We start from the raw sequence: 20,756 nt of genomic DNA on the forward strand, positions 1-20,756 counted from the left end.
CGACGTGACTGCTGACTCTCCGGTCAGGTACTCGGTCAGCGGCGGCGTCGCGACCATCACCCTGGACCGGCCGGAGCAGAAGAACCGCCTCGACGCGGCCGGCATGGCCGCCCTGCTGGCCCACCTGCAGGCGGCGGCTGCGGACGAGTCCGTACGCGTCGTGGTCCTGACCGGCACCGGCTCGACGTTCTGCGCCGGCGCGGACCTGTCGTCAGCGGTCGCCGCAGACGCGGACGCCTTCACCGGGTCCGGTCCGCAGGCACTGGTCGCGGTGCTGGAGGCGATGCTCGACCACCCCAAGCCGATCGTGGGCCGGGTCCAGGGCCACGTCGCCGGAGGTGGCAACGGCCTGGTCGCCGCGTGCGACATCGCGGTGGCCGACGCGGGCGCCCGCTTCGCCTTCAGCGAGGTGCGGGTCGGCGTGGCCCCGGCCGTGATCTCGGTGGTGTGCCTGCGCCGGATGCACCTGTCCGACGGGTACGAGTTGCTGCTGACCGGCGAGCGGGTCGACGCCGAGCGGGTCCGGCAGGCCGGTCTGGTCGCCCGGGTCGCGGAGACCGAGGCGCTCGACGCGACCGTGCAGGCGTACGTCGACGCGCTGCTGCTCGGCGGCCCGCAGGCACTGACCCGGACCAAGGAACTGCTGCGCCGGGTGCCGTCGATGGACCGGGCCGAGGCCTTCGCCTGGACCGCGGAGCTGTCCGCGGCGCTGTTCACGTCGGAGGAGGCCCGGGAGGGGATGACCGCCTTCCTCACCAAGCGCCCGCCCGCCTGGGCCCCGCCCCCGCCCGCCTGAACGCCACAATCCCCACCCCAGCCCGTCCGCCCCTCCTCGGCCGAATGAGTCCCCACGTTGCTTGGAGGCCGAATTCGGCTTCGTAAGCGACGCCACCACTCATTCCGTCGCAGAGGGAGGGGGCGGGACCCGTCGCGGAGGGGTGGGCGGGGACTCGCGGCAGCGGGGTGCAGGGGGGACCCGCGGTCAGGACCAGCCGAGGCGCGCGGCGTCGGCCGGGGTATCGAGGTCCGCGGCGGCATCCCAGGAGTCCGGCACCTCGACCACGGCGAGCCCGTCGAACAGCCGCCGCGCCGGCGCCCCGGTGCCACCCGCCAGCCGTACGGCGGCCGCCTCCATCGCGCCACGCCGGGCCGCTGCGCACAGCCAGACCCGGCGCCCGGTCGCGTCCACCAGGACCGCGGCGTCGACGGGTGACCCGGCCCGCCCGCCCGCCCCACCTTCCAGCGCGGCCAGCAGGGCGGGCAGCGCGCGAGCGGCGTACGGGGCGTCCCCGGCGAGCACTGCGACCAGCGATGCGGATCCGTGCGCCAGCCCGGCGCACACGCCCGCCGCCGGACCCCCGCCGGGCGGGTGCTCCCGCGCCCACTCCACCGTGACGCCTGCGGCCGGTCCGCCGAGCACGCGCCGCGGCCCCACCACCACCAGCGCCCCCAACCGCGGTCCCAGCGCACCCAGGACTCCGGCGACCGACGCTTCCAGGACGGTGGCGGACCCCCGCCGGAGGTCCAGCTTGTCCGGGCCGGCGGAGTCGTCGGCCCGCATGCGGGTGGATCCGCCGCCGGCCACGACCAGCACGTCGACCCGGGCCGGGTCGCCACCCTCGTGCGGACGGGATGGGATTCCATGGACACCCTGCAACGCGGCGGCCCTCCGTCCTAGGGTGAGTTCGTCGGTCCCGACGTCCTCTAGGGGTGCGCTGTGAAGAAGGTTCTCCTCATCCTGATCGGGCTCGCCCTCCTCGGGGGCGCCGCGTACATGATCCAGCAGCGCCGCGCCGCCTGAGCCCGTCCACGCCGCCGCCGCGCCCGGGGAACCGGGGCGGCGGCCGCGTCCGTTCCGCCGTCGACGCGGTGTCGCACTGACGACACCGTGTCGCAGCTGCGTCGCGAGCCGGGAGCGTCGACCCCGGCCGCGCTCTCGGGAGTGTTGAATAGCCACGTGTCCAAGACCGTCATGATCGTCGAGGACGACGCCGGCATCCGGCTGGTCCTGCGCACCTTCCTCGAGGAGGAGGGCTATCGCGTCCTCGAGGCGACGACCGGCGAGGAGGCGCTCGCCCTCGCGCTCGACGAGCCGGCCGATGTCGTGCTCGTCGACCTGCGGCTGCCCGGGATCCACGGCCTGGACGTCGTCCGCTCGCTACGGGCGACCAGCAGCGTGCCGATCGTCATCGTGACCGCCCAGGCGGACAGCCACGACGTCGTGGCGGGCCTCGAGGCGGGCGCGGACGACTACGTCACCAAGCCGTTCGTCGCCAAGGAGCTGTCCGCCCGGATCCGGGCGCAGCTGCGGCGGACCGCCCCTGCGGAGTCGCAGGACGAGGCCGCCCTCGTGTGCGGCGAGATCGAGGTGCGTCCCGACACGGCGGAGGCGCTGCGCAGCGGCGAGCCGTTGACGTTGTCGCGTACGGAGTTCCGCGTGCTGCAGGAGCTCGTCCTCGCCCGCGGGCGCGTGCTCAGCCGGGACGACCTGCTGCGCCGGGTCTGGGGATATGGCAACGCCGGCGACGGTCGGGTGGTGGACAACCTCATCTACCGGCTGCGCAGCAAGATCGAGGAGGACCCCGCGGACCCGGTGCACCTGGTGACCGTCCGCGGCTTCGGCTACCGACTCAAGCCGTGACCGCAGCGGGCGACCCGGGACGGGGCTGACCGGTGCGGCTGGGGCTGCGGGCGCGGGTCGCGCTGTCGTTCGGCCTGCTCAGCCTCGCCGTCGCCGTCGTCGTCAGCGGGACCTTCTACGCGTTCGCCCGCTACTACCTGGTGGCGCAACGGGAGTCGACGGCGCTGACCCGCGCGCTGCTGGACGCCCGAGCCCTCGACGCGACGCTGGCCAGCGGCGAGGCGGAGGGCGACCCGGGCGCCGCACTGGAGCAGCTGCCGTCGGTGGAGACGTCGCAGCCGCTGGTCCGGGTCGACGGGGTCTGGTACACCCGCGGCGTCACGGTGTCGCCGGACGACCTGCCGGCGGGGCTGCTCGCGCTCGCGGCCGAGCAGGGCGGCGCCAGCCAGCGGTTCGCGGTGGGCGGCTCCCCGTACTTCGTCGTCGCCGTGCCCCTCGCCGACGCCGACACGGTGTACGTCGAGGTCTTCTCGCTGTCCGACCTCAACGGGGCGCTGGTGGTGATCGGCTGGCTGCTGGTCGCCGCGGCGATCCTCGCCTTCGGGGTGGGGACGCTGTTGGGCCAGTACGCCGGGGCCCGGCTGCTGCGGCCGCTGCGCGAGCTCGGCGAGGGGGCGACCCGGCTGGCGGACGGCGACCTGGACGCGCGGATCAAGCCGAGCGGGGACCCGGACCTGGACCCGATCTCGACCGCGTTCAACGACATGGCCGGCGCGGTCCAGTCCCGGATCGCTCGCGAGACCCGGTTCGCCGCCAACGTCAGCCACGAGCTGCGCTCCCCACTGACGACCATCGTCGGGACGGCGGAGATCCTCGAGCGGCGCAAGGACCGGCTGCCCGAGCGCGACGGCGAGCTCGTCACGCTCCTGGCCAGCCAGGTCCGCCGGCTGTCGCGGACCGTGCTGGACCTGCTGGAGATCGCCCGGATCAGCCAGCAGGTGCCGGTCCAGCTGGAGACGGCGGACGTCACCGGGCTGGTCGCCGAGGTGATGCGGGACCGCGGCCAGTCCCTGGACCTGCTGCACGGCGACGAGCAGTACGTGCGCACCGACGCCCGCCGGGTCGAGCGGATCGTGGCCAACCTGGTGGACAACGCCGACCGGCACGGCGGCGGCCTGGTGGGGGTCACGGTGGAACGGGACGGCACCGTCGTCCGTCTGTGTGTCGACGACGGCGGGCCCGGGATCCCGCCGGAGGAGGCGGCGCAGGTGTTCGAGCCCTTCACCCGCGGGTCCACCGCGGTCGGCGCCGAGGGCGCCGGCCTGGGGCTGGCCCTGGTCCGCGAGCAGGCCCGCCTGCTCGGTGCCACCGTCCGGGTCGAGCAGGCTCCGGCGGGCGGTGCGCGCTTCGTCGTCGAGATCCCCGAGGACCGGCCGTGACGCGTCGTCGCCCGGTGCTGGCAGGGCTTGCCGCGGCGGTCGCCGCCGGACTGCTCGCCGGGTGCGGAGTCCCGTTGGAGAGCGAGGCACGTGCCCTGCCCGACGGAGCGATCCCGTTGCAGGGCACCGCCTCCGCGTCCCCGACGGCGTCCGCCACGCCGACCGAGAGCCAGAGCACGGTGCCCACGGCCGAGGCCGCCGAGGTGTGGCTGGCCTCAGAGGCGGGCCTGGTTCCGGTCGAGCGCGAGCTGCCGCTGGACTACGGGCCGGAGGCGCTGCTGGAGCAGCTCGCCGCCGAGCCCACGCCCGAGGAGGCGGCGCTCGGACTGCGCACCGCGGTCACCGACCCGGTGGGAGGCGGGCAGCTGGTCGTGGTCGCGCCCACCCAGCCCGAACCCGACCCGTCGGCGACGTCGGGTGAGCCGCCCCCGCTGGCCATCCAGGTCGAGGACGCGTTCCGCCAGCTGCCGCCGAACGAGCAGGTGATCGTCCTCGGCCAGGTCGTGCTGACGATGTCCGCGTCCGGCTACCCGTCGGTGGTGTTCACCGACTCCCTCGGTGCGCCGCTGGCCGTACCGCTGCCCGACGGGCTGCTCGCGTCCGCGCCGGTCACCGCGGCGGACTACTCGTCGCTCATCGCGCCCTGACCCCGTCGACCGCCCTCGTGTCGGGGCGCGGTGGTACTGCTGGTGCCGTGCGCCGGTCTGGTGCAGTACGTCGTCCCGCGGCGCTCGTCGGCCGCGCGCTGGCGCTCGCCGCCGTGGTCGTGCTGGCCGGCTGTGGCGGATCTGGGGTCGGCGGATCGGACGTGGACGGACCGGGACGCGCCATTGGCCCGCTCGGCACCGGCGGTCCCGCGGCCGTGCCGGCCGCCGCTCCCCGCGGTCCGGTGAACACCGGCTGGCGGGTGTCTCGGGTGGTGGACGGCGACACCGTCTGGGTGTCCCGGGCCGGTACCCGGGTCAAGGTCCGGCTGATCGGCATCGACACCCCCGAGACGGTGGACCCGGGCGAGCCGGTGGGCTGCTACGGCCCGCAGGCCTCCGCGTTCGCGCAGGCGGAGCTCGCCGACCGCGCCGTCGTGCTGGAGTACGACGAGTCGCAGGGCCGAGAGGACCGGTACGGGCGCACGTTGGCGTACCTGTGGACCGTGGGGCCGGACGGCCGCCCGGAGCGGATGTACCAGGTGGCCGCGCTCGGGGCCGGGGTCGCGCGGGAGTACACCTACGACCGGCCGTACGCGTGGCGGGCGGAGTTCCTCGCCGAGCAGGCCGCGGCCCGCGCCGCGGGCCGCGGCCTGTGGTCCGCCTGCCCATCCCCGTGGCAGTGACGAGCATCACATCCCACGCGTCGTATCCTGCGACGATCGGCAACGCACGAGGCGCGTGTGGGTGACGTGAACTCGATCCGAGGTCAAGACGCTCCGCCGAACGGCCGATGTTCGAGGTGTCAGGGGGCAGTCGAGCCGAGGGAGCGACCCCGATGCGCATCCGGACCACCGCCGCCCGTACCGGCCGGGGCACCGCGGTCGCCGCCGCGGTCCTGGGGCTGGTCGCGTCCGGCCTGGTCGGGCTGGCCGGCGCCGCCCCCGCGACCGCCGCCACCACCGCGGCCGCACCCGCCGCCGCTGCCCCCGCCGCCAAGGCCAAGCCGAAGCCGAAGCCGGGCACCGTCTGGACGTCCGCCGCGATGTCGCTGAGCACCAAGAAGACCGAGGTCTCCACCCCCGTGACCGTCACGCTCAGCCTCAAGGCCGGCACGGTGAAGGGCGCCAGCGGGATCGCGTACCGGCCGGTCCTGGTCGAGGTGTCCACCGACAAGCAGACCTGGGTCACCGCGGCCTCGCTCAAGACCGACAAGTACGGCAAGGCCGCCACCACGCTCACCGTGCCGTCCACCGAAGGCGCCTGGTCCGTCCGCGTCAACGTCCCGACCTTCCGCTACTGGAAGGCCCGCGTCACCAGCTACCAGGTCGTCGCGGTCATCCCGATCCAGTACGCCCCCGTCCCGCCGAAGCCGCTCGAGCCCGTCAACACCGGCGTCCCCGTCACCGCGAGCCTGTTCGGCTCGCACCCCGTCGGCGGCACTCCGCCCGCGGCCGGCAGCGTCCGGCTGTGGGACACCGGCACCACCTGGGGCTCGATCGAGCCGGCGCGCGGGGTCTACCACTGGACGGCGCTCGACGCGAAGGTGGCGGCGGCCGAGGCCGCCGGGCAGGACGTGCTCTACGTCCTCGGCGGTACCCCGCTGTGGGCGGGTGGCTCGCCCCGCTACTCCACCGAGTACGCAGGCCCGGGATCTACCGCCGTCCCCGCGGACCCCGCGTACTTCGAGGAGTTCGTCCGCGCCGTCGTGAACCGCTACGGATCGCGGATCGCCGCGTACCAGATCTGGAACGAGGCGAACATCGAGGGCTTCTGGAACGGCACCGCCGACCAGATGGCCGACCTGACCGCCCGCGCGTACAGCATCATCAAGTCCGCGCAGCCGAACGCGATCGTCGTGGCCGCGTCGACCGGGTCCCGCTGGGTCTGGGGCTTCGCGCAGTTCTACCCGGACTACCTCAAGGCGCTGGCGGCGCGGAACTGGCCGATCGACGTCTACTCGGCGCACCTGTACCCGATGTCCGACGGCACCCCCGTCGACCGGACGTACCTGCTGGGGATGCTGCAGACCGCGCTGGACAACGCGGACGCGCCGGACAAGCCGATCTGGGAGACCGAGATCAACTACGGCGTCACCAACCCGGGCCTCGGCCAGACCGCCCGCGTCGTCGACGGCGACCTGGCCCGCGAGTACGTCGCCAAGACCTACCTGGACTCGCTGCGGTTCGGGATCGCCCGCTCGTACTGGTACGCGTGGACCGCGCAGTACCACCTGCTCGGCATCCAGATGTGGCACGCCACCGCTGCCGCGCAGGCCTACCAGGCCACGGTGGACTGGTTGGTCGGGTCCTCCTACCTCGGCTGCGAGGCGACCGGCCAGGTCGTGGACTGCTCCTTCACCCGCGACGGCGCCCCGTTCCACGTGCTCTACACCGACAACAGCGCCCCGGCTGAGGTCGGCACCCCCGCCGGGCTGACCACGGTGACCACGCTGACCGGCACCACCTCTCCCGCCGGCGCGACCCTCACCGTGACCGGGATGCCGGTGCTGGTGTCCTGACCGCCCCGACTCTTGCCCGACTCTCACCGTCCCGCGGTGCTGCTCTAGGGCCCGAGCGGAACGGTGCCGGCATGGACACCGACCCGAACCCCCTCGAGCCCCCCACCCTCAGCCGACGTGGCTTCCTGCTCGCCGGCCTGGCCGGGGCCCTGGGCGTCACGGCCGCGGGGACCACGGCCGTGCTCGCGCAGGCCCGCCCCAGCTGGGCGGCCGACCGGGTGCTGGTCGACGTCACCGGCGACTACTCGCTCGTGGACGCGACCACCGGGACCGAGGTCGTCGTCACCGTCCGCAACGGCGTCCGCCGGATCCGGGCCAACGGGCTGCCCAACCACGGCACCGGCCGGTTCCCCAACGCGTACAACCCCAACACCATCTCGGCGCAGTCGTACGACTTCTCGCTGCCGGTACGGCCCGAGCGTGCGGACGTGTTCACGCCGTACGACCTCCCGCAGCCGTTCGGGATCGCGGTCAACGGGGTCCTGTTCGACCCGCTCGCCAACGAGTTCTGGCGGGGCGACCGCGCTAGCGGCTGGCAGTACGACGCGCTCGGCGGCGGCATCGACCTCGGGCTGGACACCAGCAACGCCCACGTCCAGCCCACCGGGGCCTACCACTACCACGGTGTCCCCACCGGCCTGGCGTCGTCGCTGCCGAGTCGCCGGCACGGACCTCTCGTCGGGTGGGCCGGTGACGGCTTCCCGATCTACCTGGCCCGCGGGTACCGCAAGGCCACGGACCCGTCCAGCGGTGTGGTCGCCCTGACGCCGTCATACGCGCTGCGGCGCGGGACACGTGCCGGCGGCCCTGGTGGTGACTACGACGGCACCTACGTGCAGGACTGGCGCTTCGTGCGCGGACGCGGTGACCTGGACAAGGCCAACGGGCGGTACGGGGTCACCCCGGAGTACCCGAGGGGGATCTACTACTACGTCCTGACCGACGCCTTCCCGATGATCCCGCGCCGGTTCGCGGGCACGCTGGCACCGTCGTTCGCGCGGACCGGTCCGCCCGCGGGACCGCGGTAGGCGACTACCCGGTGCGGGGCAGGCGGCGGCGGGCGGGCTCGCCGTAGAAGTCCCGGGCCAGCTCCAGCACCTGCGGACCGGTGAGGTCCTCCACGTCGGTGTCCACGCCGCCGACCACGCGATCGAGCAGCGAAGGGTCGGTCCGAGCGAGGTACCGGCAGAACTGCAGCACCGCGTTGGACTTCCCCGTGCCGTGCCCGACCAGCAGCACCCGGGGGGCGGCGCGAACGGCGTCGGCGACCTGCTGCCAGTACTCGTCCGGCAGCTCCTGGTAGTAGCCGGTGGTGCCGCCGGCGCGGTGGTGCATGTTCAGTCGCGCGTCGATCAGGTCCTGCGAGGCGATGTCACGCTCGGGCGTGCCGACCCGGTCGGAGTCGAAGACCCGTGCCTGCTTGTAGGTGAGGACCACCACGGCGCCCGACCCGTCCCCAGTGCCCGTCATGGGTGCGTCACCTCCCGGCGTCGCTACCGTCCTGACAGGTCCATCGTGCCGCGGTGCCGTGCCGCCACGCACGGGCCGGACGTCACCAGAGCCCGTCGGCGGGTGAGTCAGTCCGCCGCGCTCGTCCCGCGCAGCCGTCCGACCAGGTCGGGCACGTCGTCCGCGGGGACGGGTCGGGAGATGAGGTAGCCCTGGGCGAACTCGCACCCGGCCTCGGCCAGGGCGGCCAGCTCGTCGGGGCGCTCGATGCCCTCCGCCGTCACGCGCAGCCGGTGGGCGTGGGCCAGGTCGATGAGGGCCGTGACCACCGCGCGCCGGTGCTGCCCCTCCGCGGACGGCCCCAGCCCCGACACGAAGGCACGGTCGATCTTGAGGACATCGACCGGCAGCTCCTCCAGCCGGGCCAGCGACGAGTAGCCGGAACCGAAGTCGTCGATGGCGATCCGCACCCCGGCATCGGCGAGCCGGTGCAGCACCAGCGCTCCCTGCGACTGGGCCCGGAACAGCGTCCCCTCGGTGACTTCGACCTCCAGGTCCCCCGGTGCGATGCCGTGCTGCTCGAGCCGGTCGACCACGGTCTCCACGAACCCGGGGGTCTCGATCTGGGTCGGCGACGCGTTGACCGCCACCCCGGGAACGTCCACCCCCGCCGCGCGCCACTCGGCCAGCTGCCGCAGCGCCTCGTCCAGCACCCAGGCGCCGAGCTCGGGCATCAGGCCGATGTCCTCGGCCAACGGGATGAAGTCGGACGGGGGGATCGGGCCGACGCGCTCGTTGGTCCAGCGCAGCAGCGCCTCCAGCCGGACCAGGCGCGTCGGGGACACGGTGACGATGGGCTGGTAGTGCAGGCTCAATCCCTGCGCTGCCACGGTGCGCCGCAGTTCGGTCTCCATCAGCAAGCGCTCGGACGCACGCTCGGTGAGCTCGGGGGTGTAGAAGCGGGCCCGGTTCCGGCCAGTCTCCTTCGCCTCGTACATCGCCGCGTCGGCGTTGCGCACCAGGGTGTCGGCGTCCGCGGCGTCGCGCGGGTAGACGCTGATCCCGACGCTCGCGGTGAGGACGACATCGCGGCCGTCCACCGTGACGGGCTGGCGGAGCTCCGCCAGCAGCTTGTCCGCGATGACCTGGGCCTGGGCGGCACTGGCGAGGCCGTCGGCCACGACGAGGAACTCGTCGCCGCCGAGCCGGGCCAGGACGTCGTGGGCCCGCAGCCGTCCGGCCAGCCGCGAGGCCACCTCCCGCAGCGCGCGGTCCCCCGCCGCGTGCCCGAGTCCGTCGTTCACCTCCTTGAACCGGTCGAGGTCGAGGAACAGCACCGCCACTCCGCCGTCGCTCCGTGCCGCCAGGTGCAGCGCCAGTTGCAGGCGTTCCATCGCCACGACCCGGTTGACCAGCCCGGTCAGGGGGTCGTGCCGGGCCAGGTGGTCCAACCGCGCCTCGCTGTCCTTCAGCGGCGTGATGTCGGTGAACACGGCGATCACGTCGCGCCCCTGATCACCGTCCCGCACGTCGGACAGCGTCAGCCACCCGCTGACCCGTCCGGCCCGCGCCGTCTCCAGCGTCGCCTCGCCGTTCCACCGTCCGGTGCGTCCGACCTCGCCGTCCTCACCCGCCACGTCCGTCCACACCGACGTCCTGAGGACCTCGTCCGCGAGGTGACCGATGACGTCGAGCTCCCGCCACCCGAACGTGGCGGTGAATGCCGGATTGACCTGCACGATGCGTCCGTGCCCGTCGGTGACCACGATCGCGTTCGTGGTGTTGGCGAACACCGTCGACGCGCGCCGCAGCGCCAGCTCGTCAGCACGCCTCGTGGTGACCTCCAGCAGGGCCAGGGCGTAGCCGGAGGCCTCCGGTCCGTGTTCCGGAAGGGCGACGCGGTCGACGTAGGCCTCGTACCTGCGCGGGCCCTCGATCGTCTCCAGGGACACCGGGTGCGGCCGGTCGCGGACGTCGTCGTCGGCGACCCGGGCCAGCAGGTCGGTGAGCCACGGCGGTTGCTCGTCGTAGCCGCCGGCCAGGAAGTTCTCCCGGCCCGGTGTCAGCACCCGACCGAGGACGAGCGCGCCGTAGCGGTTGGTCAGGGCGATCCGCCCGTCCGGGCCGACCAGCAGGGCGGCCAGCGGCAGGCCGTGCGCGAGGACGTCCCACGCCCTCGCGGCGCCCGGTCGTCGGGCCGCGTGCTCCGGCTCGTCCCGGCGCGCGGCGAGGTCCGTCCCCGGCTCGTCCGGCGAGGCCACCACATCGGCATGGTCCCAACGCGTACTCCAGTCATGCCACCCGAACGGACGGGCCTGCGGGCCGAACGGGTGACCCCGGTCGGGGGATGGGGTCATCCCGGGTGGTGTCGGCGCCCTCGGCCACCGGGGGCGAGCCCATCCGTCAGACTGGGGCGGCACTCGGGAGGGCTGGCAGAGCGGCCGATTGCGGCGGTCTTGAAAACCGCTGAGGCGGTGATCCCGTCTCCGGGGGTTCGAATCCCTCGCCCTCCGCATCGCGCGGCGAAGCCGCGCCGGCGAGGCGCAGGCATTCGGGAGGAGCCCCGGTACGGGGCGACGGGTCCCTCGCCCTCCGCTCGCGCCGCGACAGCGGCGCCGGCGAGGCGCAGCGCGTCCCTGCGCAGAAGTGAGCCGACTGGTTGCTACCCCGGGCACGCAGGGCCGGGTCACGACCGCTGGGCTCACTTCTGCGGGTGCTGACCGGCTCCTGTGGCGGCGGGTGCATTGTCGGCGGCGGCGAAGCGGCGTAGACCAGAGGCATGGCGTCGACGGGGCCCCGGGTGATCAGCGCCGTCGTCCTCGCGGTGCTCGCCGCGGCGGCCGGGCTCGTCCTGGCCCTCATCGTCACCCCGCCGGTGACGGTCACGGTGTTCGGCCAGGACCTGCGCCTGGGCGCGGTGTCGCCGCTGGAGATCCGCGGGGTCAGCGGCCCCGGGCAGGCGGACCTGTTCGGAGAGGGCCCGGTGCAGACGGCGCTGCAGTTCGACGGGCCGATCCGGCCCCGGATCGTGTGGCAGCGTTTCGACCGCAACCGGGCGGCTGCCGACTTCATCCAGACCTCGGACGTCAGCGGCCCCTCGTTCCGCACCGACCTGCTGGGCAGCGCCCTCGCCGCCGGGTGGACCGCGTACTTCCTGCGCCTGATCGCGATGAGCGCGGTGCTGGCCGGCGCTGTCCGGCTCGCGCTGCTGGGGGCGGCCAGGGTCCTGCGTGGGTCGCTGCTGCGCCCGGCGTCGCGACGTGCGGGGGTGCTGTCGGTCGTCGGGGCGATGGTGCTGGCAGCGCTGGTCACGGCCACCGCTGCCGGCGTGACGATGGCCTCGGCCCGCGACCAGCTGGCCTCGGTCCGGACCCTCGCCGACATCACCGGCACCGCGCCGCTGGTGCCCACGCCCGAGCCGGTGGGACCGGCCCGCGGGGACATCGAACTGGCGGTGATCGGCGACTCCACCGCCGCGGGGGTGGGCAACGACCCGCTGGCGGATCCCGCCGGGTACGACGAGACCTGCGGCCGGTCCCAGGACGCCTACGCGGTGGTCCTCGGGTCGGCGCTGCGGGTGCCGACGCTGAACCTGGCCTGCAGCTCCGCCACGCTGGAGGCCGGGCTGCTCGGGCCCCAGGTGGAGGGCGACGTCACCATTCCACCGCAGGTGGGCGTGCTCAAGAGCATCACGTCGCTGCGCGCCGTCGTGGTGAGCATCGGGGCCAACGACATCGGCTGGGCCGACTTCCTCCGGCTCTGCTACGGGCTCGAGCGGTGCGACGACCAGGCCAGCGAGCGGCTGTTCGAGAGCCGGCTGGACACCTTCCGGATCCGCTACGCCCAGCTTCTACAGCAGCTCAGCGACCTGCCCAGTCACCCGGCGGTGTTCGTCGTCCTCTACTACGACCCGTTCGGCGACACCTTCGACTGCCCGGCGCTGCGCGACCCGAACGCACCGGCGCAGCCCCCGGTCGGGTACGGATTCGCCGCCGATCCGGGGGAGGACAACCAGGACGAGAAGATCCGCACCAAGATCGACCCGCTCCGCTCCGAGCTCACCCAGATGAACACGGTCCTCGAGGAGGGTGCGACGGCCTTCGGGTACGCCGCCGTGAGCCCCAGCTTCGCCGGGCACGCCTTGTGCACCGCGCAGCCGTGGGTCCAGGGCATGTCGGAGCGCTACCCGTTCCACCCCAACGCCGCCGGCGAGCTGGCCATCGCGGCCGCCCTGCTGCCGAGCCTGGCCGGCGTGCTGGCCACCTCCGGCTGACGGTCCTTCGTTCCGCCCCGGGTCGGCGTTCTCACCTGGTTCCAACCCTGCTCCGGCGGTGCTCCGACCCGGCCCGGCCACGGTGGAGCCATGAACCCGCTCGCGCCCGTCGCCCCGCCTCCCGACGCGGCCACCCGCCCCCCTGACCGACACCGTCGCGTCCCGGCCCGGGCAGCGACGGGTGACGACGGTCTCGGTGACAGTGGCGCGCCGGTGGTGGACGTGGTGGTGCCGGTCTACAACGAGGTCGCGGACCTCGGGCCCAGCGTCCGGCGGCTGCACGCCTACCTGGCCGCGCACCTGCCCTACCCGTTCCGCATCACGATCGCGGACAACGCCAGCACCGACGGCACCTGGGGAGAGGCGCAGCGGCTGGAGCAGGACCTCGACCACGTCGCCGCGGTGCACCTGGACCAGAAGGGACGCGGCCACGCACTGCGCCAGGTCTGGCAGGCCTCCGACGCCGCGGTGCTCGCGTACATGGACGTCGACCTGTCCACCGACCTGGCCGCGTTCCTCCCGCTGGTGGCGCCGCTGGTGAGCGGGCACAGCGACGTCGCGATCGGCAGCCGGCTGTCGCGGACCTCCCGGGTGGTCCGGGGGCCCAAGCGCGAGCTGATCTCGCGCGGCTACAACACGATCCTGCGCGCCACCCTCGGCGCCCGGTTCTCCGACGCGCAGTGCGGGTTCAAGGCGATCCGTGCCGACCGGGCCCGCGACCTGCTGCCGCTCGTGGAGGACACCGGCTGGTTCTTCGACACCGAGCTGCTCGTGCTGGCCGAGCGCTCCGGGCTGCGCATCCACGAGGTCCCGGTGGACTGGACCGACGACCCGGACTCCCGCGTCGACATCCTCGACACCGCGTTGGCCGACCTGCGCGGCATCTGGCGGCTGACCCGCGGCCTGTCCTCCGGCCGGATCCCGCTGACCCTGCTGCGCGACCCGCACGCCACCGAGTCGGCCGCGCCCGCACCCGCGGGCATCGTCGGCCAGCTGCTCCGGTTCGCCGCGGTCGGCGTCGCGAGCACGATCGCGTACGTCGTCCTGTACCTGCTGCTGCGCCAGGGCTTGTCGGCGCAGTGGGCCAACGCGACCGCGCTGGTCACCACGGCGGTGCTCAACACCGCGGCCAACCGTCGGTTCACCTTCCGCATCCGGGTGCCCGACGGCCGGGTCCGCCACCAGGCCCAGGGGCTGCTGGTGTTCGGCGTCGGCCTCGCCCTGACCAGCGGCTCGCTCGCCCTGCTGCACGCCGCGGCCCCCGCGTCCTCCCGCGCGATCGAGGTCGGCGTCCTCGTCGCCGCCAACGTGCTCGCCACGCTCGTCCGCTTCCTGTTGTTCCGCTCCTGGATCTTCCCCGTACGGAGGGCCGCCCGATGACCACGTCCGACGTCCGCACGGCGACCGAGCTCCCGGCCGCACCGCCGCCGGACCCGGCGACCCGCGTGGCCGCCCCCGACCCGGGGCCGGTCTCGTACGTCGAGGCGTTCCCCGAGTTCGTGACCGGGCCGCTGCCGCCGGCACCGGAGCCGGCGGCGCCCCCCGCGGAGCAGGGTCCCGGGCGTGACCCGCGCTGGACCCGCATCGCGCTGGTGGTCCTGCTGGTGGGGACCGGGCTGCTCTACCTGTGGGACCTCGGGTCTTCGGGCTGGGCGAACGCGTACTACTCCGCGGCGGTGCAGGCGGCGAGTGAGAGCTGGAAGGCGTTCTTCTTCGGCTCGTTCGACGCGTCCAACCTCATCACCGTCGACAAGCCCCCGGCGTCGCTGTGGCCGATGGCGCTGTCCGCGCGGGTGTTCGGCGTCAACGCGTGGTCCATCCTCGTGCCGCAGGCGCTGATGGGCGTGGCCTCGGTGTGGCTGCTGTACGCCACCGTGCGCCGCTGGCACGGCGCCGTGGCCGGGCTGATCGCCGGCGCGGCGCTGGCGCTGACCCCCGTGGCCGCGCTGATGTTCCGGTTCAACAACCCCGATGCGCTGCTGGTCCTGCTGATGACCGCAGCGGCGTACACCACGGTCCGTGCCGTCGACCGCGGCTCGCTGCGCTGGATCGCCGGCACCGGTGTCCTCATCGGCTTCGCGTTCCTCGCCAAGTCGCTGCAGGCGTTCCTGGTCGTACCGGCGCTAGCGCTGGTGTGGTTCGTCGCCGCGCGCACCGGCATCGGCCGGCGCGTGGTCGGCCTGCTGGTCGGCGGTGTCGCGATCGTGCTGTCCGCCGGCTGGTGGGTCGCGATCGTGGAGCTGTGGCCGGCGGACTCGCGGCCGTACATCGGTGGCTCGCAGACCAACAGCGTGCTCGAGCTCGTCCTCGGCTACAACGGCCTGGGCCGGCTCACCGGCGAGGAGGTCGGCTCCGTGACGCCGGGCGGCGGCGGTCCCGGCGGCAGCATCTGGGGCGAGACCGGCATCACCCGACTGTTCAGCGACTCGTACGGCGGCCAGGCGGCGTGGCTGATCCCTGCCGCGCTGGTGCTGATGGTCGCGCTCGTGGTGGTCGCCGGCCGGGGCGCCCGCACCGACCGGCTGCGCGCGTCCGCGCTGCTGTGGGGCGGCTGGCTGCTGGTGACCGCCGCGGTCATCTCGTTCAGCCAGGGGATCATCCACGAGTACTACACGGTCGCGCTCGCACCGGCCATCGGTGCGCTGGTCGGTGCCGGCGGGGTGGAGCTGTGGCGGCGCCGGTCCTCCTGGGCGGCCCGCGCCACCCTCGCGGCGACGGTCGCCGTGACCGCTGTGTGGGCGTACGCCCTGCTCTCGCGCTCGCCCGACTGGCTGCCATGGCTGCGGGTGGTCGTGCTCGCGGGTGGCCTGGCCGTGGCCGTGCTGCTGCTGGGCGCGCATCGGTACGCGACCCGCGCCGCAGCGGGGATCGCGGCGGGCGCCGTCGTGGTCGCGCTGGCAGGGCCGGCGGCCGCGAGCGTGCAGACCGCGCTCACGCCGCACACGGGTTCGCTGCCGCTGGCCGGCCCCACCGTCACGTCGACCGGCCCCGGGGGGCGCGGCGGACCGGGCGGTGCCCCGGGCGGGTTCCCCGGCGCCCCGGGCGGCCAGGCCGGACCGGCGTTCCCCGCCGGGCCCGGCGGTCAGCTCCCCGGCGGTCCGGGCGGGCAGTTGCCCGGCGGTCCGGGCGGCCAGCTTCCGGGTGCCCCCGGCGGCACGGCTCCCGGTGGCGGCGGTGCTGCGGGCGGGCTGCTCGACGCCAGCACCCCGGGCGAGGACCTGGTCGCGCTGCTGGAGTCCGACGCGGACGCGTACACCTGGGTCGCCGCGGCCGTGGGCTCCCAGTCTGCCGCGGGCTATCAGCTGGCCACCGGCCTGCCGGTGATGAGCCTCGGCGGGTTCAACGGGTCCGACCCGGCACCCACCCTGGAGCAGTTCCAGCAGTACGTGGCCGACGGCGACGTGCACTACTTCGTCGCCGGCGGCGGCGGCCCCGGCGGCGGCGGACCGGGCGGCTTCGGCGGCCAGAACGGCGGATCGTCCGCCACGTCGCAGATCAGCGCCTGGGTGTCGGCGAACTTCGCCGCCCAGACCGTGGACGGCGTGACCGTGTACGACCTCACCACGCCCTCCGCGGGCTGATGTGCAGGGCTGACGCCCGTCCGTGTCGCGCCGGTCACACCGCCCGAGGGATTCGGGGCGGTGTGGCCGGCGTCACCCCGCCCGTTCACCCCCGCGAAACAACGAGGTCCGATCGTCGAAGCGTCCCCCGAGAAGGGGAGGACCTCGGGAGAGGTCCACGCGACGGGAAGGATCCCCGACATGTTCGCCCGCATCCGGGCCCACTTCGCACCCGCACCGCTGTCACGCCGGCAGCAGATCCTGCGGGAGTGGCAGGTGCAGCGCGAGAGGGCCATCAGCAGGAACGACGAGCTCGAGATCGACCAGATCTTCAGCCGGGCGCTCGAGGAGGCGGAGGCGTCCCTGTGACCTCGGCGAGCCGGCCGAGCAGGAAGTCGCGCTCGGCCGGCGCCGGGTCCAGCGCCAGCGCCGCGCGGTAGGCGGTCGCGGCCTCCTCGTCCCGGCCCAGCCGGCGCAGCAGGTCGGCCCGAGCAGCCGGCAGGTAGTGGTAGCCGACCAGCCGTGGGTCGGCGGCGAGCGCCTCGAGGGCGGCCAACCCCTCGCCCGCACCGCGAGCGAACGCCAGCGCCGCGGCCCGGTTGACCGCGACGACCGGGTTCGGCCAGACCTCGCCGAGCCGGTCGTACAGCGCGACCACGGCACCCCAGTCGGTGTCCTCGAACGTCGCCGCCTCCGCGTGCACGCCGGCCACCGCGGCCTGCAGCACGAAGCGACCGGCCGGCCGTCCGCCCTGCACCAGCGCGAGCGCCCGGTCCAGGTGGGACAGCCCGCGCTCGATCTCGTCGGCGTCCCAGCGGGACCGGTCCTGGTCCTCGAGCAGCACCAGCCGACCCGCACCGTCCGTCCGCGCGGTGCGCCGCGCGTCGGTCAGCTCCATCAGCGCCAGCAGGCCCAGCACCTCCGGCTCGGCTGGTAGGAGCACGGCCAGCACCCGTCCCAGGTCGAGCGCCCTGGCGACCAGGTCGGCGCGGACGGGATCGTCGCCGGCGGCCGGCGCGTGCCCCGCCGTGAACACCAGGTGCACCACCGTCAGAGCCGAGTCCAGCCGCGGGGCCAGGTCGGCGTCGGACGGCACGCGGTACGGGATGCCGGCGGCCGCGATCTTCTTCTTGGCCCGGGTGATCCGGGCGGCCATCGTCGGCTCGGGCACCAGGAACGCCCGCGCGATCTCGGCGGTCGTCAGGCCGCACACCAGCCGCAGCGTCAGCGCGACGCGGGCCTCCGGCGCCAGCGCCGGGTGGCAGCAGGTGAAGACCAGCCGGAGCCGGTCGTCGGGGATCACGTCGGCCTCCGCGTCGTCGGCGTAGGGGGGCTCCGCCGCCTCGGGCCCGGCGAGCAGCGGGAGCTTGCGGCGCAGGGTCGCGTCGCGGCGGACCAGGTCGATGGCCCGTCGACGGGCGGCGGTGGTGAGCCAGGCACCGGGGTTGCGGGGGACGCCGTTGCGCGGCCAGGACGCCACCGCGTCGGCGAACGCCTCGGCCGTCGCGTCCTCCGCCAGGCCGACGTCGCCGCCGACCAGGCGCGCCGTCGCGGCGAGGACGAAGCCCCACTCGCGACGGTGCGCCTCGGCCAGCGCGGCGTCGACCTCGGGTCGCACCGGGTCCACCGGCAGATGGCCCCGTCGGGTCGCGACCGGCTCAGCCGATCGGGATCGTCGGGCGGACCTCGACGAACCGTGCCGGCAACGTGCGCGCGTACGTCAGCGCCACGTCCAGGTCCGGGGCGTCGACGAGGTAGTAGCCGCCGAGGACCTCCTTGGTCTCCGCGAACGGCCCGTCGGTCACCAGCGGTTCGCCGGACCCGTTGTGGCGGATCGAGGTCGCTGTGGACGGCTCGGCCAGCGGCTCGCCGGACACGATGGTGCAGCCACCCTCCTCCACCGAGGCCGCCCAGGCGTTGTGGGCCTGCAGCATCTGGTCCCAGAGCTCCGGGGTCATCTCGGTGGCCTCGGACGGGTCGGCGTAGATGAGGAACATGTAGCGGGTCATGGTGTGGGCCTTCCGTGCGGCAGGTGCTCTCGGTGCTCCGAAGGAGCGTGGTCACCCCCTCGTCGGACAGGGTGCGTCGGAATCGACAGCCGGGGCGGAAGAATCTCGAAGATGACCGCGACGACGCTCGCCTGGCACATCGCCGGGTGCGTCGCCGTCATCGTGGTCTGGTCGGTCACGGTGGGTGCGTCGGCGCCGCGGTGGCCGGCCTCGTGGGTGCGGCGGGACCGGTGGCCGCTGACGCCGACCCGGTGGGACACCCCGGAGAACTACCGGCGGCTCGGGGTCACGTGGCTGATCCGGCACCTGCCCGAGGGGGGCACCTGGTTCGGTGGGCAGTCCAAGTCCGCGCTGCCGGGCCGCGACCGGGCGGCGCTGGAGGCGTACGCCGCCGAGGCCCGCCGCGCGGAGTGGGTGCACCTGCTGTCGATCACGTCCTGGCTGGCGCTGCCGTGGTGGAACCCGTGGTGGCTGTCGCTGGCGTTCCTGGCCGTGCTGCTGGTGGCGAATGTCCCGTTCCTGGTGATCCTGCGGTACAACCGGGTCCGGATCGAGCGCATCCTCGCCCGGTCCCGACCCACTGAGGGGAGCCCGTGATGACGTCGTCCGCGTACGGAGTCAGCTCGATGGTCGCGCCGCTGAGGCGGGTGGCCGTACGGACGCCGTCGCGCACGGGCGACTACGCCGCGGCGCACTGGGCGGAGCCGGTGGACCGCGAGCTGCTGGTGCGCCAGCACGACGAGTTCGTGTCGCTGCTCATCGGACTCGGCGCCGGCGTGGAGGTGCTCGCCCCGCAGGAGGGGATGCCGGACGCGTGCTTCACGTACGACCCGGTGTTCGTGGTGCCGGCCGGCGCGATCGAGCTCCGTGCGGCGAAGCTCGCGCGGGTCGGCGAGGGGGAGCGGCTGGCGCGCGATCTGCACGACCTGGGGGTCCCGGTCGTCGGGCGGCTGGAAGGCGATGCGACCGCGGACGGCGGGGACATGTTCTGGCTCGACGACACCACGCTGGCGGTGGGCCGCTCGTACCGGACCAACGCCGAGGCGGTCCGCCAGTTGCGGGCGCTGCTGGAGCCGGATGGGATCACGGTCGAGACGTTCGACGTGCCGCACGACCAGGGCCCGGAGTACTGCCTGCACCTGATGTCGCTGGTGTCACCGGTGCGCGAGGACCTGGCGGTGGTGTACGAGCGGCTCGCTCCGGTCGCGCTGCTGCAGGCGCTGGCCGAGCGCGGCATCGACTGGGTGTGCGTGCCCGACGACGAATACCTGTCGCTGGGCTGCAACGTGCTCGCCGTGGAGCCGGGCGTGGTCGTGCTGGCGGCGGGCAACGACACGACCGCCGCGCTGCTGCACGAGCGCGGCGTCGCGGTGCACACGTACGACGCGTCGGAGATCAACAAGGGGGAGGGCGGACCGACCTGCCTGACCCGGCCGGTCCTGCGCGCCGGCTGAGCCGGGACGTCCGCGCGCTCGGCTTGCTGACCTTCCGGTCAGTAATCGTGGGGGAGGATCCAGACCCGGGCGCCGCCGACGAGCGCGGCGGTGTTGGGCACGACGACGACGTCGTCGCCCATGCGCTCGAGGTGGTCCGGCCGCACGTGCCGGGAGTTGCCGCCCCCGAGGTAGAGCCGGTCCCACACGAACACCGGCCGCAGCGAGTCCACGACACGCAGCACCCGGCGGGACCAGTGCGAGTCCCCCAGCCGACGGCGCTCGATCTCGCCGATGTAGGAGTCGTACGGCAGTCCCCAGCGCACCGGGGCCTGGGACAGCTCCAGGTGCGGGGCCAGCCGGCCGCCGTCGAACAGGGCCGAGCCCAGCCCGGTGCCGAGGGTGAGGACGAGTTCCAGTCCCTGGCCGGCGATGACCCCCGCGCCGTGCACCTCCGCGTCGTTCAGCACGATCGTCGGCATGCCGAGCGCCTCGGTCAGCGCGGTCCGCGCGTCGTAGCCGTCCCACTGCTCCTGCAGCTCGGGCAGGACCCGCGACCGCGGGCCCGACTTGGTCACGTAGTGCGGGGTGGTCACGACGACGCCGTGCCGGATCATCCCGGGCATGCCGACGGTGGCCCGGTCGGCCTTGGGGAACTTGCCCGCGAGGTCCTTCAGCGTGCGCACGAACAGGTCCGTGGGGAACGGGTACGGCGTGGGGACGCGGACCGGGTGGGCGCGCATCGTGCCGGTCTCGTCGAGCACCGACGCCTTGATGCCGCCGCCGCCGCAGTCGATGGCCAGCGTGGACGTCACCGGCCCACTGTGCCGCACCGGAGGTGCGCGCG

General features: G+C 74.2%; 19 protein-coding genes and 1 tRNA gene. 14 read left to right on the plus strand and 6 right to left on the minus strand.

Going from position 1 to position 20,756, the window contains the following annotated elements; genetic code table 11:
• Positions 1–4: 4 nt before the first annotated feature.
• A complete protein-coding gene (locus R2737_18230; GenBank protein ID MEZ5118199.1) occupies positions 5–796 on the plus strand; it encodes an enoyl-CoA hydratase-related protein in 792 nt (263 codons plus the stop codon).
• A gap of 186 nt (positions 797–982) precedes the next feature.
• On the opposite strand, the gene R2737_18235 is transcribed toward R2737_18230, so the two are convergent.
• Positions 983–1,957, minus strand: coding sequence for an NTP transferase domain-containing protein (locus R2737_18235; protein MEZ5118200.1), 975 nt, complete (start codon positions 1,955–1,957; stop codon positions 983–985).
• On the opposite strand from R2737_18235, the gene R2737_18240 reads away from it, so the two are divergent.
• The 6 genes from R2737_18240 to R2737_18265 all read left to right on the plus strand — a co-directional run bounded on the left by R2737_18240 (position 1,958) and on the right by R2737_18265 (position 8,213).
• Entirely contained in the window at positions 1,958–2,641 is a 684-nt protein-coding gene (locus tag R2737_18240; GenBank protein MEZ5118201.1) for a response regulator transcription factor, read from the plus strand.
• A 32-nt stretch (positions 2,642–2,673) separates the two neighbouring features.
• The gene (locus R2737_18245; GenBank protein ID MEZ5118202.1) at positions 2,674–4,020 is read left to right on the plus strand and encodes a HAMP domain-containing sensor histidine kinase; all 1,347 of its coding nucleotides are present in this window, start codon (positions 2,674–2,676) and stop codon (positions 4,018–4,020) included.
• A complete protein-coding gene (locus R2737_18250; GenBank protein ID MEZ5118203.1) occupies positions 4,017–4,667 on the plus strand; it encodes a hypothetical protein in 651 nt (216 codons plus the stop codon). The genes R2737_18245 and R2737_18250 overlap by 4 nt, the downstream gene beginning before the upstream one ends.
• Before the next feature lie 161 nt (positions 4,668–4,828).
• A complete protein-coding gene (locus tag R2737_18255) occupies positions 4,829–5,350 on the plus strand; it encodes a thermonuclease family protein (protein ID MEZ5118204.1) in 522 nt (173 codons plus the stop codon).
• Positions 5,351–5,502: 152 nt separating this feature from the next.
• On the plus strand, positions 5,503–7,185 hold the full coding sequence (locus tag R2737_18260; GenBank protein MEZ5118205.1) for a hypothetical protein: 1,683 nt from the start codon (positions 5,503–5,505) through the stop codon (positions 7,183–7,185).
• Between the two features lie 71 nt (positions 7,186–7,256).
• Entirely contained in the window at positions 7,257–8,213 is a 957-nt protein-coding gene (locus tag R2737_18265) for a YHYH protein (protein ID MEZ5118206.1), read from the plus strand.
• A gap of 4 nt (positions 8,214–8,217) precedes the next feature.
• Here R2737_18265 and R2737_18270 read toward each other — a convergent pair whose 3' ends face one another.
• The gene (locus R2737_18270; GenBank protein ID MEZ5118207.1) at positions 8,218–8,655 is read right to left on the minus strand and encodes a hypothetical protein; all 438 of its coding nucleotides are present in this window, start codon (positions 8,653–8,655) and stop codon (positions 8,218–8,220) included.
• Between the two features lie 107 nt (positions 8,656–8,762).
• A complete protein-coding gene (locus tag R2737_18275) occupies positions 8,763–10,898 on the minus strand; it encodes an EAL domain-containing protein (protein MEZ5118208.1) in 2,136 nt (711 codons plus the stop codon).
• Between the two features lie 159 nt (positions 10,899–11,057).
• Between R2737_18275 and R2737_18280 the strand changes: the two genes are divergently transcribed.
• The 5 genes from R2737_18280 to R2737_18300 all read left to right on the plus strand — a co-directional run bounded on the left by R2737_18280 (position 11,058) and on the right by R2737_18300 (position 16,836).
• Positions 11,058–11,147, plus strand: a tRNA-Ser gene (locus R2737_18280).
• A gap of 266 nt (positions 11,148–11,413) precedes the next feature.
• Positions 11,414–12,907 carry a GDSL-type esterase/lipase family protein gene (locus R2737_18285; protein MEZ5118209.1) on the plus strand — a complete coding sequence of 498 codons (1,494 nt, stop codon included), beginning with the start codon at positions 11,414–11,416 and terminating at the stop codon, positions 12,905–12,907.
• Between the two features lie 213 nt (positions 12,908–13,120).
• On the plus strand, positions 13,121–14,287 hold the full coding sequence (locus R2737_18290) for a bifunctional glycosyltransferase family 2/GtrA family protein (protein ID MEZ5118210.1): 1,167 nt from the start codon (positions 13,121–13,123) through the stop codon (positions 14,285–14,287).
• Positions 14,284–16,488 carry a glycosyltransferase family 39 protein gene (locus R2737_18295; protein MEZ5118211.1) on the plus strand — a complete coding sequence of 735 codons (2,205 nt, stop codon included), beginning with the start codon at positions 14,284–14,286 and terminating at the stop codon, positions 16,486–16,488. The genes R2737_18290 and R2737_18295 overlap by 4 nt, the downstream gene beginning before the upstream one ends.
• Positions 16,489–16,668: 180 nt before the next feature.
• Positions 16,669–16,836, plus strand: a complete 168-nt coding sequence (locus R2737_18300; GenBank protein ID MEZ5118212.1) for a hypothetical protein — start codon at positions 16,669–16,671, stop codon at positions 16,834–16,836.
• Here the strand turns inward: R2737_18300 and R2737_18305 are convergent.
• Both R2737_18305 and R2737_18310 read right to left on the minus strand, forming a co-directional pair.
• Positions 16,799–18,094: a DUF6596 domain-containing protein gene (locus tag R2737_18305; protein ID MEZ5118213.1), complete on the minus strand. Its 1,296-nt coding sequence runs from the start codon at positions 18,092–18,094 to the stop codon at positions 16,799–16,801. The genes R2737_18300 and R2737_18305 overlap by 38 nt on opposite strands.
• Positions 18,095–18,125: 31 nt before the next feature.
• Complete coding sequence (locus R2737_18310; protein MEZ5118214.1) at positions 18,126–18,476, minus strand: YciI family protein; 351 nt, start codon at positions 18,474–18,476, stop codon at positions 18,126–18,128.
• A 111-nt stretch (positions 18,477–18,587) separates the two neighbouring features.
• Here R2737_18310 and R2737_18315 point away from each other — a divergent pair, with 111 nt between their 5' ends.
• On the plus strand, positions 18,588–19,073 hold the full coding sequence (locus R2737_18315) for a hypothetical protein (protein ID MEZ5118215.1): 486 nt from the start codon (positions 18,588–18,590) through the stop codon (positions 19,071–19,073).
• Positions 19,073–19,930, plus strand: coding sequence for an arginine deiminase family protein (locus tag R2737_18320; protein ID MEZ5118216.1), 858 nt, complete (start codon positions 19,073–19,075; stop codon positions 19,928–19,930). Before R2737_18315 ends, R2737_18320 begins: the two co-directional genes overlap by 1 nt.
• A gap of 38 nt (positions 19,931–19,968) precedes the next feature.
• On the opposite strand, the gene R2737_18325 is transcribed toward R2737_18320, so the two are convergent.
• Positions 19,969–20,724, minus strand: coding sequence for an ROK family protein (locus R2737_18325; GenBank protein MEZ5118217.1), 756 nt, complete (start codon positions 20,722–20,724; stop codon positions 19,969–19,971).
• Positions 20,725–20,756: the final 32 nt, after the last annotated feature.

The sequence above is a fragment of the Candidatus Nanopelagicales bacterium genome (genome assembly GCA_041393815.1).
Taxonomy (GTDB): Bacteria; Actinomycetota; Actinomycetes; order S36-B12; family JAWKJK01; genus JAWKJK01.